Source organism: Rhodococcus sovatensis, from assembly GCF_037327425.1.
In the GTDB taxonomy this organism is placed as follows: domain Bacteria; phylum Actinomycetota; class Actinomycetes; order Mycobacteriales; family Mycobacteriaceae; genus Rhodococcoides; species Rhodococcoides sovatense.
On the sequence record NZ_CP147846.1, the window covers coordinates 2,591,043 to 2,607,409 of the forward strand.

General features: G+C 64.5%; 15 protein-coding genes. 6 read left to right on the forward strand and 9 right to left on the reverse strand.

The features are described from left to right. Positions 1 to 12 precede the first annotated feature (12 nt). The gene (ilvD, locus tag WDS16_RS12115; protein WP_338892881.1) at positions 13 to 1,854 is read left to right on the forward strand and encodes a dihydroxy-acid dehydratase; all 1,842 of its coding nucleotides are present in this window, start codon (positions 13 to 15) and stop codon (positions 1,852 to 1,854) included. Between the two features lie 89 nt (positions 1,855 to 1,943). Here ilvD and WDS16_RS12120 read toward each other — a convergent pair whose 3' ends face one another. Then, entirely contained in the window at positions 1,944 to 2,780 is an 837-nt protein-coding gene (locus WDS16_RS12120) for a DoxX family protein (RefSeq protein ID WP_338892882.1), read from the reverse strand. Positions 2,781 to 2,892: 112 nt separating this feature from the next. On the opposite strand from WDS16_RS12120, the gene WDS16_RS12125 reads away from it, so the two are divergent. Then, entirely contained in the window at positions 2,893 to 4,035 is a 1,143-nt protein-coding gene (locus WDS16_RS12125) for a PQQ-dependent sugar dehydrogenase (protein ID WP_338892883.1), read from the forward strand. On the opposite strand, the gene WDS16_RS12130 is transcribed toward WDS16_RS12125, so the two are convergent. Both WDS16_RS12130 and gatB read right to left on the reverse strand, forming a co-directional pair. Beyond that, on the reverse strand, positions 3,995 to 5,203 hold the full coding sequence (locus tag WDS16_RS12130) for a cation:proton antiporter (RefSeq protein WP_338892884.1): 1,209 nt from the start codon (positions 5,201 to 5,203) through the stop codon (positions 3,995 to 3,997). The two genes, WDS16_RS12125 and WDS16_RS12130, sit on opposite strands and share 41 nt — an antisense overlap. A gap of 14 nt (positions 5,204 to 5,217) precedes the next feature. Continuing rightward, positions 5,218 to 6,723, reverse strand: coding sequence for an Asp-tRNA(Asn)/Glu-tRNA(Gln) amidotransferase subunit GatB (gene gatB / locus WDS16_RS12135; RefSeq protein WP_338892885.1), 1,506 nt, complete (start codon positions 6,721 to 6,723; stop codon positions 5,218 to 5,220). Between the two features lie 94 nt (positions 6,724 to 6,817). Here gatB and WDS16_RS12140 point away from each other — a divergent pair, with 94 nt between their 5' ends. After that, positions 6,818 to 7,282, forward strand: coding sequence for an acyl-CoA thioesterase (locus WDS16_RS12140; protein ID WP_338893389.1), 465 nt, complete (start codon positions 6,818 to 6,820; stop codon positions 7,280 to 7,282). Positions 7,283 to 7,408: 126 nt separating this feature from the next. On the opposite strand, the gene WDS16_RS12145 is transcribed toward WDS16_RS12140, so the two are convergent. The 3 genes from WDS16_RS12145 to WDS16_RS12155 all read right to left on the reverse strand — a co-directional run bounded on the left by WDS16_RS12145 (position 7,409) and on the right by WDS16_RS12155 (position 10,340). Further along, a complete protein-coding gene (locus WDS16_RS12145; RefSeq protein WP_338893391.1) occupies positions 7,409 to 8,440 on the reverse strand; it encodes an ATP-dependent 6-phosphofructokinase in 1,032 nt (343 codons plus the stop codon). A 78-nt stretch (positions 8,441 to 8,518) separates the two neighbouring features. Next, positions 8,519 to 9,181 carry a response regulator transcription factor gene (locus WDS16_RS12150; protein WP_338892886.1) on the reverse strand — a complete coding sequence of 221 codons (663 nt, stop codon included), beginning with the start codon at positions 9,179 to 9,181 and terminating at the stop codon, positions 8,519 to 8,521. Positions 9,182 to 9,206: 25 nt separating this feature from the next. Then, complete coding sequence (locus WDS16_RS12155; protein WP_338893393.1) at positions 9,207 to 10,340, reverse strand: sensor histidine kinase; 1,134 nt, start codon at positions 10,338 to 10,340, stop codon at positions 9,207 to 9,209. A 268-nt stretch (positions 10,341 to 10,608) separates the two neighbouring features. Between WDS16_RS12155 and WDS16_RS12160 the strand changes: the two genes are divergently transcribed. After that, a complete protein-coding gene (locus WDS16_RS12160; protein ID WP_338892887.1) occupies positions 10,609 to 11,256 on the forward strand; it encodes a hypothetical protein in 648 nt (215 codons plus the stop codon). After that, positions 11,253 to 12,638, forward strand: coding sequence for an alpha/beta-hydrolase family protein (locus WDS16_RS12165; RefSeq protein WP_338892888.1), 1,386 nt, complete (start codon positions 11,253 to 11,255; stop codon positions 12,636 to 12,638). Before WDS16_RS12160 ends, WDS16_RS12165 begins: the two co-directional genes overlap by 4 nt. On the opposite strand, the gene WDS16_RS12170 is transcribed toward WDS16_RS12165, so the two are convergent. Genes WDS16_RS12170 through gatC form a run of 3 tightly spaced genes read right to left on the reverse strand, consistent with a single transcriptional unit; the run spans position 12,635 to position 15,459 of the window. After that, positions 12,635 to 13,684 carry an alpha/beta hydrolase gene (locus WDS16_RS12170; RefSeq protein WP_338892889.1) on the reverse strand — a complete coding sequence of 350 codons (1,050 nt, stop codon included), beginning with the start codon at positions 13,682 to 13,684 and terminating at the stop codon, positions 12,635 to 12,637. The genes WDS16_RS12165 and WDS16_RS12170 overlap by 4 nt on opposite strands. Before the next feature lie 6 nt (positions 13,685 to 13,690). Further along, entirely contained in the window at positions 13,691 to 15,163 is a 1,473-nt protein-coding gene (gene gatA, locus WDS16_RS12175; protein WP_338892890.1) for an Asp-tRNA(Asn)/Glu-tRNA(Gln) amidotransferase subunit GatA, read from the reverse strand. Beyond that, positions 15,160 to 15,459 carry an Asp-tRNA(Asn)/Glu-tRNA(Gln) amidotransferase subunit GatC gene (gene gatC / locus WDS16_RS12180; RefSeq protein WP_338892891.1) on the reverse strand — a complete coding sequence of 100 codons (300 nt, stop codon included), beginning with the start codon at positions 15,457 to 15,459 and terminating at the stop codon, positions 15,160 to 15,162. Before gatC ends, gatA begins: the two co-directional genes overlap by 4 nt. Positions 15,460 to 15,716: 257 nt before the next feature. Between gatC and WDS16_RS12185 the strand changes: the two genes are divergently transcribed. After that, positions 15,717 to 16,367 carry an amino acid-binding protein gene (locus WDS16_RS12185; protein WP_338892892.1) on the forward strand — a complete coding sequence of 217 codons (651 nt, stop codon included), beginning with the start codon at positions 15,717 to 15,719 and terminating at the stop codon, positions 16,365 to 16,367.

The following is a 16,367-nucleotide window of genomic DNA, read 5'->3' on the forward strand; positions in this document are numbered from 1 at the left end:
GGAAAACACTTTATGCCGCCGCTACGGTCACGAGTTACCACTGTCGGACGCAACGCTGCGGGCGCGCGCTCGCTGTGGCGCGCCACCGGAATGACAGATTCAGATTTCGGCAAACCGATCGTGGCGATCGCAAATTCCTACACGCAGTTCGTACCCGGGCACGTCCATCTGAAGAATGTGGGCGAGATCGTCGCCGACGCCGTCCGCGCCGCGGGCGGTGTCCCCCGCGAGTTCCACACCATCGCCGTCGACGACGGAATCGCCATGGGCCACGGCGGCATGCTCTATTCACTTCCGAGCCGCGAGATCATTGCCGATTCGGTCGAATACATGGCAAACGCACACACGGCCGACGCACTTGTCTGCATCTCCAACTGCGACAAGATCACGCCTGGAATGCTCAATGCGGCCATGCGGCTGAACATTCCGTCCGTCTTCGTCTCGGGCGGGCCGATGGAGGCAGGCAAGGCAGTCGTCGTCGGCGGCGTCGCGCAGGCCCCGACGGACCTCATCACCGCGATCTCGGCAAGCGCCAACGATGCAGTGTCCGAGGACGGATTGGACGAAGTCGAGCGCAGTGCGTGCCCGACGTGTGGGTCCTGCTCCGGAATGTTCACTGCCAACTCCATGAACTGCCTCACCGAGGCGCTCGGATTGGCGCTGCCCGGCAACGGCTCCACGCTCGCCACCCACAAGGCCAGATACGCGCTGTTCCAGCGTGCGGGCACAACCGTCGTCGAGGCGGCACTCAAGTACTACCGCGACGAGGACGAGTCCGTTCTGCCGCGAAACATCGCAACTCCTGCCGCCTTCCGCAACGCGATGGCTCTCGACGTGGCAATGGGCGGTTCCACCAACACGGTGTTGCACACCTTGGCGGCAGCGCAGGAAGGCGAGGTCGAGTTCGATCTCGACACCATCGACGCGATCAGTCGCAAGGTGCCGTGCTTGTCGAAGGTGTCCCCCAACTCCGACTACCACATGGAAGACGTCCACCGGGCAGGCGGAATTCCGGCACTTCTCGGTGAACTCCGTCGTGCAGACCTACTGGAAACCGACGTGTCGACAGTCCATACGAAGAGCTTCGACGAGTGGCTCGACACGTGGGACGTTCGCTCGGGCAAGGCGTCGGACGAGGCCATGGAGCTCTTCCACGCCGCCCCTGGCGGCGTGCGCACGATCGAGCCGTTCTCGACCGAGAACCGATGGTCCTCTCTCGATACCGACGCTGCCGGCGGATGCATCCGAGACAAAGAGCATGCGTACACCGTCGAAGGTGGTCTGGTGGTGCTGCGAGGGAACATTGCGCTCGACGGCGCCATCCTCAAGACCGCGGGCATCGACGAGGAACTGTTCTCGTTCCAAGGCCCTGCACTCGTCGTCGAGTCGCAGGAGGAGGCCGTCTCGGCGATCCTGCAGAAGAAGATCACTGCTGGCGACGTTCTGGTCGTGCGGTACGAGGGTCCCAAGGGCGGTCCGGGCATGCAGGAGATGTTGCATCCGACAGCGTTTCTGAAGGGCGCGGGGCTCGGCAAGGTGTGTGCTCTCATCACCGACGGGCGCTTCTCCGGCGGAACGTCCGGGCTGTCCATCGGCCACATCTCTCCGGAAGCAGCTGCAGGTGGTGTGATCGGTCTCGTCGAGAACGGTGACCAGGTCCGCATCGACGTTGCATCGCGCACACTCGAGATCCTCGTCGACGAGGAGACCCTGGTTTCGCGTCGGGCAAAGATGGAGGCTTCCGAGCGTCCGTGGCAGCCGGTGGACCGTCAGCGCACCGTCACGACTGCGCTGCGCGCCTACGCGGCGCTCGCGACCTCGGCCGACAAGGGTGCAGTCCGATACGTTCCGTAGCCGGCCGTCCCGGCCCAGTGGCGTGGTTGAGTGCACTCCGGTGCACATAACCACGCCACTGGGCCGGAGGCCCGGGTGAAGCAGCAGTCCTACTGGACCAGCGGATTCGCACCGTTGAGGAAGATCCACATGCACACGCCTCCGGCGACGCCGAGGACCAGCGCGAGGAACGAACCGAATCGCGGACGCGTCGCCCATCCCCGACGACCGTCGAGAGCGATCTTTCCGGGACCGGTCAGAATGATCGCGGCAGCTGCGATACCGAGCACCGTTTCGTATTCGACGCCGCCTGGTGCGAAGAACTGCAAGCCGGGCTCCGCAGCCTGTTTGAAGCACCACGCATTGATGATCACGCTCAGCACCGCGGCGCCGGCGAACGGTGTTGCGAGACCGAGGATCAGCAGTGCTCCACCAGCGGTTTCGCCGACCGCGCCGGCGATGGCCAGTATGTTCGCCTGCTCGTAGCCGGTGTCCTCGAGCAGGGAACGGAAGCCGTCGAGTCCCGGTCCGTTCCAGATACCGACGAGCTTCTGCAGACCGTGAACGAGAAAGATTCCACCGACGACGAGCCTGAGCAACAGCAATCCGAGGTCGGTCGTCCCGCGTCGTGCCGGGATCTCCACCGTCTCGGTCCGCACCACGGGCTCCGGTTCTGCGGGGGCGTACGCCGGCGCCGGAGTCGACTGCATCACTTCGGTCGGCTGCTCCGAGTATCCCGAGCGACTGTCCGGCGCGATCGGTTCGTCGAACTGCGACGGCCGGAACGACGGGATTTGCTCGGTCGGGTATGTCCCCGACCCACTTCTTCCGAAGTCCAGTTCGTCCTCGGTCTTGGGTTGCAATTTTTCGGTCGGCTGATCGTACGGACTCGACGCGGGCTCGTAGCCTGTGTCGGATCGTTCGGGGTCGCGAGGCTTGTCGGTCACACGTCAACACTAGAACGAACCAAGGTCGATTCCCCTCCATTCCACCCTGGCGCGGCGCCGAGTTGTGCGTCGCATCGCAGGCCTTGCCGGGCCCTCGAGTAACGTTTCGGGTATGAAGCTGGTGCGCGCGGTGTCCCGAACAGCAACCCTCGCGACCGTCGTTGCGATGACCACGGTCCTCGTGGCCGGCTGTGCCCGATTCGACGACTCGACCGCTTCTCCCTTCACCCCCGAGCCCTCCTTCGGCGCCGCCGAGATCGATCCCGCCGATCCAGATGCCCCCCCGACGTCCACGACGCCGAACGGTCCGATGACACCTCCCGGCCCATGCGTCGATCTCGATCCGAACGTCATTGCTACGTGCCTCGACACCACCGGCGGGCTCGTCATGCTGCCGGGCGGTGCGTCTGCGCTGGTTGCCGAACGTCGCACCGGTCGAATAATGCAAGTGGCGCAGGGCACCTCTCCGATCGAGATCGCGAGGCTGAACGTCGACGCCAGTGGTGACGGTGGCTTGCTCGATCTGGCCCTGTCGCCCAGCTACGCCGAGGACGGCCTGATGTACGCGTACATCACGACGCAGTCGGACAACCGCGTCGTTCGCATCGCCGCGGGTGACACGCCGAAAGACGTCCTCACCGGAATTCCGAAGAGCGCACAGGGGAATCGCGGGGCACTCGACTTCTACAACCCGAGGCAGCTGCTGGTTCTGACCGGGGATGCAGGTAATCCTGCCGCCGCAACCGACCCGGCGTCCCTCGCCGGCAAGCTTCTTCGCGTGGAGTCCCTGGTTCCGGCTCGAAACGGCCCTGCCCCGCAGGTTGCACTCAGCGGCATCGGTACAGCCGGCGACGTTTGCATCGACCCGTCGGGCGGAATCTGGGTCACCGATCGCACTGCCGTCGAAGATCGACTCCAACGCATCGATCCACTCGGCGCCGTCATCTCCCCCGTCTGGACTTGGCCTGACCGACCGGGCGTCGCCGGGTGCGGGGCCGGTCCGGGCGCGGTCGCCATCGCGCTGACGAACGCCAAGGCGATGGCGGTGTTGGTCACCGACGAGAACACCGGCGCGGTCACAGCTGCACCGTCTCTGCTCGTACAGGACCGCTACGGCCAGTTGAACGGAGCCGCAATCGCTCCCGACGGCCAGATTTGGGCAGGCACCGTCAACAAGAACGGCGAGACGCCGGGGCCCAACGACGACCGGGTCGTCAAGATCCCGGTTCCTGCGGGCGGCGGCAGCTTCGACTAGCGCCGGTGTCGTCGGCGAGCAGAGTCGCAATCATCGGCAGGACGAGCACCGTGATAGCGCCTGCCGCGACGAGTATCGACGCGTTCGCGGTCGACATCTGGCCTGAATCTACGGCCACGCCGGTGACTGCGACGATGAGCGGAAGGCCCGTCGTCGCGTAGAGCGCGACGCGCACTTGTTCGCGCGTGCTGAACCTGTTCTCCGCGTCCCACCGCGTCGCGAAGAACACCGGCAATCCTCGTACCAGGACGAGAAGAGCCAAGAATGCGACGAGAACACCTGGCGCAGCAACGACGGCGTGGATGTCGATAGACATGCCCGAAGTGACGAAGAAGACCGGAATCAGAAAGCCGAACGCCAGACCCCCGAGCTTTGCCTCCAGTTGCTCGTCACCGGCTGGGACTACGCGACGCAAGATGAAGCCCGCTGCGAACGCGCCGAGGATGATGTCGAGACCGAAGACCGTCGCGATTGCGGTCAGCGTGATCAGGAGAAGAACCGTCAGGCGCACGGTCGTCTGCGCGGTGGTGTCCGAACCTCGACGGATCACCGCGAGCAGCTTCGATCCTTCACGCCGCAGAGCGAGCGGCACGAAGCCGACCGCGATCGCGGCAAGGACGAACAACCCGAGGATCACGATGGACTCGATATCTCCACGCGTACCCAGCAGGATCGCCATCGCGATCACCGGACCGAGTTCACCGATCGCGCCGTGATTGATCACGGTGCGTCCCAGTGCGGAGCTCTGGAGACCGCTGTCCTTCAGTATCGGTAAGAGTGTGCCGAGAGCTGTCGACGTCAACGCTATCGCGACAGCGATCTCCGCGGACACAGCTCCGGAACGTCCGAGCAACAACACGGCTGCGAACGCCGCGGTGAGACTGACCAGCCATGTGACCACTGCGCGACGACCGCCCCGTCCAGTGATCTCCGAGACGTCGATCTCGAATCCCGCAAGCAGGAACAGCATTCCGAGACCGAGCTGTCGCAGCAGATCGACCTCGCTGCCGTCGACGGCCCAACCGAGAACGTTGGGTCCGACGATCATGCCGAACACCAGCAGAAGAACGACTTCAGGCAGCAGCCTGCGCGGCACGAACCCGGCAAGGAGCGGCGCAAGGACAGCGATCAGCGCTATCGCGAACAGCGACGCTCCAGCCGAGGGCATCGGACTACCTCAGCTCAGCTGCAAGCAGCCAGTACGAGTTCCTTGACACGTGCGGCATCAGCCTGTCCCCGAGTGGCTTTCATGACAGCACCTACGATTGCGCCTGCGGCCTGCACCTTGCCAGCGCGAATCTTGTCGGCCACACCGGGATTGGCCGCGAGCGCCTCGTCGACGGCTGCCTGCAACTTCGTGTCGTCCTTCTCCACGACGAGACCGCGTGCAGCCATGACCGCGGCCGGTTCGCCTTCGCCGGCAAGAACACCGTCGACGATCTGACGTGCGCCGTTGTTGTTCACCTTGCCGTCGGCGACCAGGTTTGCGACCTCCGCCACCTGGGCAGGGGTGATCGCAAGTTCGGTGAGCTCCACACCCGCGATGTTCGCCTGCTGCGCGAGGTAGGACACCCACCACGAGCGAGCCGCTTGAGCCGTCGCACCGGCATCGACCGTCGCAGCGACGAGTTCGAGTGCGCCGGAGTTGACCAGGTCTCGCATCTCCTCGTCGGACACTCCCCAGTCCGCCTGAATGCGGGCACGCCGGAGCCACGGGAGCTCGGGAAGCGTCGCGCGTAGTTCTTCGATCCACGCTGCGTCGGGAGCAACCGGGGCCAGATCGGGTTCAGGGAAGTACCGGTAATCCTCCGCCGTCTCCTTCTTTCGTCCCTTGGAGGTCGTGCCGTCCACTTCCTGGAAGTGACGTGTTTCCTGAATGACCTCGCCGCCGCTCTGCAGGACAGCTGCCTGCCGTCGCATCTCGTAGCGCACCGCCACCTCGACGCTCTTGAGAGAGTTGACGTTCTTGGTCTCGGTACGGGTTCCGAACTCGGTCGCAGTCTTCTCCATCAGCGAGACGTTCGCGTCGCAACGCAGCGAACCCTGGTCCATGCGGACGTCGGACACCTCCAACGCCTTCAGAAGATCACGGAGTGCCGTCACGTATGCACGAGCGACTTCTGGTGCCCGCGCACCGGTTCCGGTGATCGGCTTGGTCACGATCTCGACGAGCGGGACGCCGGCACGGTTGTAGTCGAGCAGCGAGTGACTCGCGCCCTCGATCCGGCCCGTGGCGCCACCGACGTGCGTCGACTTGCCGGTGTCTTCTTCCATGTGGGCGCGCTCGATTTCGACGCGGAACGTGCTGCCGTCGTCGAGCAACACATCGAGGTATCCCTCGGTCGCAATCGGCTCGTCGTACTGCGAGATCTGGTAGTTCTTCGGCTGATCAGGGTAGAAGTAGTTCTTTCGCGCGAAGCGCCCCCACGGGGTGATCGAGCAGTTGAGAGCGAGGCCGATGCGGATCGCGGATTCCACGGCTGCCGAGTTCACCACCGGTAGCGCTCCGGGGAGACTCAGGCAGACCGGGCATACCTGGGTGTTGGGCTCCGCGCCGAACGCCGTCGGGCAACCGCAGAACATCTTGGTCGCTGTGCCCAGCTCGACGTGGACCTCCATACCCAACACGGGGTCGAAACGGGTCAGTACGTCGTCGTAATCGATCAGATCGACCAAGGCTGCAGTCATGCAGAGGAGTTTATGCGCTCCGAACAACGCGCGAGTAACCACGGGTGCTGGCTACGCTCGTCCGGTGACGGACACAGCGAAACAGACGCTCTTCATGACAGTGCTCATGACTCCGGACATGGCCAATTTCTCCGGGAACGTACACGGCGGGACGATCCTGAAGTTCCTCGACCAAGTCGCATACGCCTGTGCCAGCCGATACGCCGGGGCATACGTCGTGACACTGTCGGTGGACCGCGTCGTGTTCCGTGAACCGATCCACGTGGGCGAACTCGTCACGTTCTCGGCCTCGGTGAACTACACCGGGCGGACGTCGATGGAGGTCGGAATCCGCGTCGAAACCGAGAACATTCAGCGCGGAGAGACTCGACACACCAATAGTTGCTATTTCACGATGGTGGCCGTCGGCGACGACGGCAAGCCACTCGAGCTACCGCCACTCACACCGGACAACGCGGTCGGCCGACAGCGATTCGAAGCGGCGCGACGGCGACGCGAGCTGCGACGCGAGACCGAGCGGCGCGAGTCCGAGATCCAGCAGGAAGCCAGCCGCATCTAGATCCCCCCCAGTGGTTCCAGGGGCTCCGCCCCCAGTGGTTCCAGGGGCTCCGCCCCAGTGGCACGGTTGAGCGCACCTCAGTGCACTCTTTCGTGCCACTGGGCCGAAGGCCCGAGGACCGCCGTTTCAGCCGAAGAACGCGGCCGCGTCGACATAGCGACTTTCGGGCACCCGCTTGAGCTGCTTGACGGCCTCCGACAGTGACACCAACCCGATTTCGGTGCCGCGCAGCGAGACCATCTTGCCGAAGTCACCCGCATGCGCCGCATCGGCGGCGTTGACGCCGAAGCGCGTGGCGAGCACCCGGTCGTACGGCGTGGGTGTTCCGCCTCGCTGGACGTGTCCGAGGACCGTCGTTCGCACTTCCTTGTTGATTCGCCGCTCGATCTCCTGCCCCAACTGATGGGCAACGCCGGTGAATTTGACGTGACCGAACTCATCGATACCGCCGTCGACCAGCGACATCGACCCTTCTTTCGGCTTAGCCCCTTCGGCGACGACACAAATGAAATGGGAGTCTCCGCGCTGGAATCGTTTTCGCACCAGATCACAGACCTCGTCGACGTCGAACGGCTGCTCCGGAATGAGAGTCATATGCGACCCTGAAGCAAGGCCTGCGTGCAATGCAATCCAACCGGCGTGCCGACCCATGACCTCGACGAGCATGACGCGCTGGTGCGATTCCGCCGTGCTGTGCAGGCGATCGATTGCGTCCGTGGCAATGGTCAGGGCAGTGTCGAAACCGAAGGTGACGTCTGTGCAGTCGATGTCGTTGTCGATGGTCTTCGGGACTCCGACGACGGGGACGCCTTCTTCCGAGAGCCAGTTGGCCGCAGTCAGCGTTCCTTCGCCGCCGATCGGTATGAGGACGTCGATTCCATTGTCCTCGAGAGTCTCCTTGATCCGGTCGAGTCCGGCTCGCAGCACCTCGGGGTTGGTCCTGGCCGTCCCGAGCATCGTCCCGCCCTTGGTCAGGAGACGGTCGTTGCGGTCGTCGTTGCGCAGTTGAACGCGTCGATTCTCCAACAGCCCGCGCCATCCGTCCTGGAACCCGACGACGGTCGATCCATAGCGCGCATCTGCGGTGCGGACCACGGCCCGAATCACTGCATTGAGGCCAGGGCAGTCACCGCCGCCGGTCAAAACTCCGATGCGCAATTTTTCGCCTCTCGTCGACTCCATACCCGATACCCTAAATCTTGCCGCCTCGATGCGATGTCGGCAGCGCGAGCGCGCTCATCCCGGTGTGACGAGGCCGCTCTCGTACGCGAGTACGACCGCTTGTGCGCGGTCTCTCAGTCCGAGCTTCCCGAGAACCTTGCCCACGTGAGTCTTGACGGTCTGTTCGGCAACGAACAACGACGCGGCGATCTCGGTGTTCGAGAGCCCTTGGGCAATCAATTCGAGAACCTCACGTTCGCGTGGGGTCAGAACCGCCAACGTCGACGGGTGAGTACGCGGCGCGGCGCGGCGCGAAGTGACGTCGGCAATGAGTCTTCGAGTCACCGATGGAGCGAGCAGCGCCTCCCCCGCAGCAACGACGCGCACACCCCGGATCAGTTCGTCGGCGGGTGCATCCTTGAGCATGAAACCACTCGCCCCGATGGTGAGCGCTTCGTAGACATAGTCATCGATGTCGAACGTCGTGAGCATGAGAATCCGCACCGGCGGGTCGAGATGGGCGGACATCAGTGCACGCGCCGCCTCGAGACCGTTCATCTGCGGCATGCGAACATCCATCAGCACGACATCGGGTCGCAGCCGCTTCACCTCGGTGACGGCGGCGACGCCGTTGTCGGCGTCGCCGACCACGCTGATGTCGTTCTGCGCTGCCAGCAGCGCGCCGAATCCTTGTCGAACCATTGCCTGGTCGTCTGCGATGAACACCGTGATGGCCACGGAAGAACACCCTATGCGCTTGGGTCTACGGTCCGGTGACAACCGCCGCCGAAGCAGTGGACGGCAGCCGCGCGACCACCTCGAATCCCCCGTCCGAACGCGCCCTGGCGTCGAGCCAGCCGGACACACCGACGGCGCGATCTCGCATACCGGCCAGGCCGTGTCCACCGGTTCCAGGTTGATGCGTCGCCAGGCTGCGCTCTTGCGGACTGCCGTTGACGACTTCGAGATAGGTGACGTCGACCCCGTAGTCCAGCCGAACGTGAACATCGGCGCCCGGGGCATGGCGCGAGGCGTTCGACAAGGACTCCTGCAATATTCGATACAGCGCCAGACCCGTCGTTGCGGACACCAAATCCGCGCTACCGGCTGCCGTCCAACTCAGGCGCACACCTGCGCGCGCACTGTTCTCCAGCAACGCAGGGACATCCGCGGCGCTGGGCTGAGGTGCGTCGTCGGCGGTGACTCCGTCGCTCCGTAGAACACCGAGCATTCCTCGAATTTCGTTCAGCGCCTCGCGTGCTGTAGCGCCGATGGAATCGAATTCTGCAGCAGCGGCCGGTGATACGTCCGCGATCCGATAGGGCGCACTCTGCGCCTGCACCACGACGAGAGACATGTGGTGCGCCACGACATCATGTAGATCGCGAGCGATCTTGGCTTTCTCCTCCAGGATCGTGCGACGGGCGCGCTCGAGCTCGGAGACCTCCTCCTGTTTCGCCAGTTCCCGACGAGAGAGCACGAGCCAGCGAATCAATAGCCCGAACATCACGATCGCGGGCAGCGCGACGGCCCAGCCGATGCCGTCGTCACCCGGAGTGAAGCCCAGGAACAGCAGAACCGTCGATATCCATGCGAGCCCGACGATCTGCACCGCGCAGCGCATGCTTACCGCGAGCAGGAGCGCAAGCAATACGATGATGTGGGTGACCTGCCAGGGGTAGTCGTAGCCTGGTACGCGATCGAACGCCACTGGGATGACGACGGCCGATCCAGCTGAAATCGCCCATCCGAGAGCGGGATTGGCGCGCACGAGTACGAACGGGAATACCGCAAGGGCAGCCACTACCGGCATGATCGGGGCGGGCACGTCGTGCGTGAGGTGGAGCGTAGGCAACGCGATCGAGTACAGAATCGCAGTCACAACGACGATCGCCACATCGACAGCGCGACCGGGGGGAAGCGCACCGAGGGCGCGCCGTACAGCTCCCGGCTGCTCGGCCGGGAGTGCCTTGCTCTTGGACGACCGTCTGATACCCACACGAAGAACTGTAGGAACTTCGGGGCGAAAAGTCGTCATACCTCGGGGTGAGATCGCACCACTCCCCCAGTGGTAGACACCGTCGGCAGCGGTACCGCGGAGGCACCCGAAATGGGCACCACAGACCGATTACCTGCTTCGCTGTTCCTACTTAGCGTCGGCCACCATGAGAAACAGAGCAGGAACACGCACTGCGCAGATCTGCATCGGGCTACTCGGAACAGGTGCCATGCTCGGGATCGGCTCTGTGAGCGCGCCGCCGTCAGCAGGAGCCGACATTCCCCTCGCCCGCGCGTCCCAGGCCGATCGGGCCCTCGACGCAGTGGCGACCGAACGTGGAGATCGGGCGCGTACTGCGATCCCCACCGCGTTCACGGAGCGTTTCTACACCCCCGCGCTCGAGCACGGAGTTCTGGTGAATCCGACCGGCGACTGTTCCTCACCGATCCCACTTCCGTCCGAATTCGATGTCGCATGCAGAGCACACGATCTGGGCTACGACCTGCTCCGTTTCGCCGGAGGCTCCGGCGCGACGGAAGCAGCACGGCGAGATCTTGACTCCCGACTCGGCGAGACAATGCATGCGAGCTGCGCCGGCCGCCCCGAGGGACAAGCCCGTGCGTCGTGCACCATGATGGCCGACATTGCCTCCGGTGCAGTCGAATTCAATTCCTGGCGCCAGCACTACGACGTCCCCGATCCCGAACCTGCACTCCCCTTCCTGCTCATCGGCATCACAGCGGGAACTCTGGCGGTCGCGGCATCTACCGTGTCGGTGCTCGCTTCGCTCCGAGTGCGCGAGGCAATGGCATGAGCGCTCAGCTTCTCGACTCTCCCGCCGCACGCCGATACCAGAGCCCACTACCGCGGCGCATCGCTGTACCGCGCACCACCACAACGGTTCTGGTTGCAGCCGCAGTCATAGCATCGCTCGCGCCGTCATTGTTGCCGAGGTCATCCTTGACGCAGGCGATCGTCACCGGCGTGGCCGCGTCGCTCGGCCTTGCACTCTCGGCGATCCTCTTCCGTGTGGCGAACCGAGTGTCGACGCCGTCCATACACCCGCGCACGCGCCTGATTGCACTTGCCGGAGGTACGGTCGCAATCCTTGCCGCAGCGATGCTCGACGCCCGCTGGCAGAACCGCCTCCGCGCAGCCATGGCGAGCGAGCCGACGTCGCCGATGCATTGGATCGAAGTGCTGTACGCCTCGATTTCGATCTGTGCAATTCTCGTGGTGATCGGTGTCGGAATCGTGCGGGGTATACGCAGGCTACGGTGGACCACAACTACTGTCCTGGTAGTGGTTTCGGCACTGTCGGGATATTTCTTCGTACTGCCCACGGCATGGTCTTCGTTCGCAACGCAGTCGGCTTCGGCCGCTGCGTCGATGGATGCTTCGCTGTCGCTTCCACAATCGTCCGGCAGGTCGGGCAGTCGCGACTCGCTGATCGATTGGAACAGCCTGGGACGAGAGGGCCGGAAATTCGTAGCTGGAGGTGACGACGACTCAGCGGTCCGAACCTATGTTTCGCTCGACGCCGACCCGACATTGCCGGCACGCGCCAGGATTGCCGTCGACGAACTCCAGCGTTCCGGAGGATTCGCTAAATCGCATGTTGTGGTGGCTGTTCCGACAGGATCGGGTTGGGTGGACGAGAACGCGGTGACGGGCATCGAGGATCGATTCGACGGCGACGTCGCGACAGTGGCACTCCAGTACTCGCACCAACCGAGTTGGGTGACATTCCTGTTCGCCAAGTCCGAGGCCGCCGATGCCACGAGCGCAGTGCTCGATGCGGTGCGGACTCGTATCGCCGAACTCCCGGCTGCCGCCCGACCCGATCTGTACGTCTACGGCCAAAGTCTCGGCTCGATCGGCGGCAGCGCTGCACTGGCTGGTGAACGGGCCGGGATCTGCGGCACACTATGGGCGGGCCCACCGGCCGGGCAGGTCGATTCGGATACAGCGGTCGTGCTGGCCAACTCGTCCGATCCTGTCGTCCGATGGTCGACCGAGCTGCTCACCTCACCACCGAATCTCGACCGCGTTCGCGTCGATGCTCCAATGCCGCAATGGATTCCGGTTATCAGCTACCTGCAGACGACTGTCGACATGGTGTCCGCATTGGATGCGCCGGAGGGACACGGGCACAGATACGGCACAGACCAGGGCACACTGTTGCCGAACTGCTAGTTCAGCAGTCCCATTCGTGAACTCAGCCAGCCCACTTCGTCCTCCAACGCGGGAGCCCACACGTCCATCGAGTGACCGCCGGGGAGTTCTCGGTAGTGTGCGTCCATCCCCGAGGAGACGGCTCTGTCGTATGCACGCAGAACCTGCGGCTGGAATTCACGGTCCTCGCTCCCCGCCACGAATGCCCCTGCTGTCGCCGGAAACGTACGCTTCGCCATCACCTCGAGTGGAGCGACTGCGTCGAATCGCTTCTTCGACTCCTCCGAGTCGTCTCCGAATGCAGCGGTGACGGACTCTGCACGCGTTCCACGGCGCGGCTCGTCCTCACCTGAGATATCGAGAAACGTCGGATACACCGTCGGTGCCAGAACTGCGGCTTGCAGGGCGCAGGTACCGCCGTACGAGTAGCCGCCGATCGCCCACGAGTGCGGATCCTCGGATACCTGTAGGTGCGCCTTGGTCCACGCTGGTACATCGACGGACAAGTACGTGAATGCGTTCCCGAGGTTGGAATCCATACACATCGGATTTGCCTCGGTATCGCCGAGGCCGTCCGCGACGACCACCACCGGGGCGAGCCCGTCGTGGGCTGCTGCGTAGGTATCCATGGTCCGGGCCAGATGCCCACCCTCGAACCAGTCGACGACGTGCCCCGGCTGACCGGTCAGCAGCACGAGAACCGGCAGTCGCGCGCGCGGGTCGACCGAGTAGGCCGGCGGAAGGTAGATCGACGCCGGGCGCGCACGAAAACCGGACACGGCACCCGGTATGTCGGCTTCGATCACCGCCCCGGCGGCCGGCAGAGTGGCGGGTGGATGCCCGAGCGCCGCTGCTGCCGTCGGGTATCCAAGAACGTTCGCGTTCAGCTGAGCCGCACACGCGGCAATCGTCACCGCGACGGCCGCAACACCGATAGCTCGACGCCGATGGCACACGATCCAGCTCACGATCGCGGCAACAGCTGCGATCGTGAGCACCAGCGGCGCCGATTCGTCGATCCGCACGTGCGCCAGGTCCACCAGCGCGCCGTGAATCCAGTCGACCACGAAGGTCTACTTCAGTGGGCCGCGAGCTGCCTCGAAGGCTGCGCCGACGCGGTACAGACGATCGTCGGCGAACGCAGGTGCCATGATCTGAAGCCCGACCGGAAGCCCGTCCTCCACAGCGATTCCCGACGGTACCGAGATAGCGCAATGCCCCGCCAGGTTGGTCGGAAGCGTGCACAGGTCGTTGAGGTACATGGCGATCGGATCATCGACCTTGTCTCCCAACGGAAATGCGGTTGTCGGTGTCGTCGGTGAGACCAGAACATCCACCTGCTCGTACGCCTTGTCGAAGTCACGCGCGATGAGGGTACGAACCTTGAGTGCCTGGCCGTAGTACTCGTCGTAGTATCCGGCGGACAACGCGTACGTGCCGATCATGATGCGGCGCTTGACTTCTGCACCGAACCCTTCTGCGCGCGTGATGGCCATGACCTGCTCGGCGCTGTGCTTGCCGTCGTCGCCGGCACGAGCGCCGTATCGCATTCCGTCGAATCGGGCAAGGTTGGACGACACCTCGGACGGCAGAATGAGGTAGTACGCCGCGAGTGCGTGCACGAAATTGGGGCACGAGACCTCGACGACCTCGGCCCCGAGAGAGGTGAGTGTCGACACCGCGGCGTCGAACGACGAGATCACCCCCGCCTGATAGCTGTCGGAGTGCAGTTCCTTGACGACACCGACGCGCACGCCTTTCAAGTCTCCGCCCGCGCCTGCGCGCGCTGCCTCGACCACCGACGCAACCGAGGTGTCCACCGACGTGGAGTCTCGCGGGTCGTGGCCTGCGATGACCTCGTGCAGCAACGCGGTGTCGAGGACGGTACGACCACACGGCCCACCCTGGTCCAGCGAGGACGCACACGCGATGAGTCCGTAGCGCGACACCGTGCCGTACGTCGGCTTCGTCCCGACGGTGCCCGTCAGCGCGGCGGGCTGGCGGATCGATCCACCGGTGTCTGTTCCGATGGCCAGCGGAGCCTGGTGCGATGCGAGCGCAGCTGCGCTTCCACCGCCGGAACCGCCGGGGATCCGGGTGGTGTCCCACGGGTTCTTCGTCGGTCCGTAGGCGGAGTTCTCCGTCGACGAACCCATCGCGAACTCGTCCATGTTGGTCTTGCCGAGCAACGGAATTCCGGCTGCCCGCAGCCGGTTCGTCACCGCTGCGTCGTACGGGGATATCCACCCCTCAAGCATCTTCGACCCACAGGTGGTCGGCATGTCCGTGGTGGTGAACACATCCTTCAACGCGAGCGGTACCCCGGCAAGCGGTGAATCGGGCGCGTCACCCGCTGCCCGCCGGGCGTCGACCTCGCGCGCCGCCGCCAACGCGTTCGAGCCACTCACGTGCAGAAAAGCGTGGATATCCGTATCGACACTGTCGATACGATCCAAGTGGGCCTGGGTGACCTCGACTGCGGACACGTCGCCGGAATGGATGCGTGTCGCGAGATCGGATGCGTCGAGCGCGGTCAGATCGGTCATTCGCTCTCTCCCAGAATTTGCGGCACTGCGAAACGGTCGTCCTCGGCGTTCGGGGCACCGGAGAGCGCCTGCTGCGGAGTCAGACCCGGCACGATTACGTCCGGGCGCGTCACGTTGGTGATGGCGCTGGGATTCGCCGTCGGAGGCACATCGTCAGCAGCGACTTCCGCGACCGCCTTCACGTGGTGAAGGATCGAATCCAGCTGGCCGGCAAACTCGTCCAGCTCGGCTTCACTGAGAGCCAGCCGAGACAGCCGGGCGAGGTGAGCCACCTCGTCGCGGGAGATATCAGGCACCGCGTAGACCCCTTTCACACATGTATCGATGCAGCCGCACAGGTACGCGACCCGTGCAAGCCTAATGGCCGCGCCGAGCGAGGCACCATCCAGCAGTCCCCAAAGCCATCCTGCGGCCCTCGAGCTCCGAGACGAGATGTCATAAAGGTCACGTGCGGCGCTGCGGCTGCGAATACCTGCCCTCACAATGCAAGGATGGCTCGCGGCGCTCGCGCACACGAGCGCCGAACGGAACCATGTCATCGAAAGGGAGCACCATGTCGTATCTGCTCCGAGTACAGCTCCCCGATCGTCCTGGCTCCCTCGGGTCACTTGCCGTTGCTCTCGGTTCGGTCGGCGCCGACATCTTGTCGCTGGACGTTATCGAGCGCGGCGACGGCTACGCGGTGGACGACCTGGTCGTCGACGTCGCGCCGGGCGCGCTGCCCGATACCCTCATCACTGCCGCGGAGAATCTGCACGACGTTCGAGTCGACTCCATTCGGCCCTACACCGGCGTCCTCGACACTCATCGCGAACTCGAACTGATCGACCGTGTTGCGGCTGCGTCGGACGACCGCCTGCAGGTTCTCGTCGACGGTGCCCCGCGGGTACTCAGGGTTGGGTGGTCGGTGGTGGTTGCGACCGGCCGTCGCGGTGCGTACCGAGTTGTCGGCAGCTCTGGCGCACCTGAGACACACGCGACGAACATGCCGTGGATGCCCCTCGCACACCCGTCGGCACTCGACGGCGAAGCCGACTGGGTTCCGCAGGTATGGCGCGACATGGATACGAAGATCGCGGCCGCTCCGCTTGGGTCCACCGGCACTGTGCTGATGCTCGGACGCCCTGGCGGGCCGGATTTCCGGCCATCCGAGGTGGCACGACTCGGTTACCTCGCCGGAATCGTCGCCACCGTCCTCGGCTGA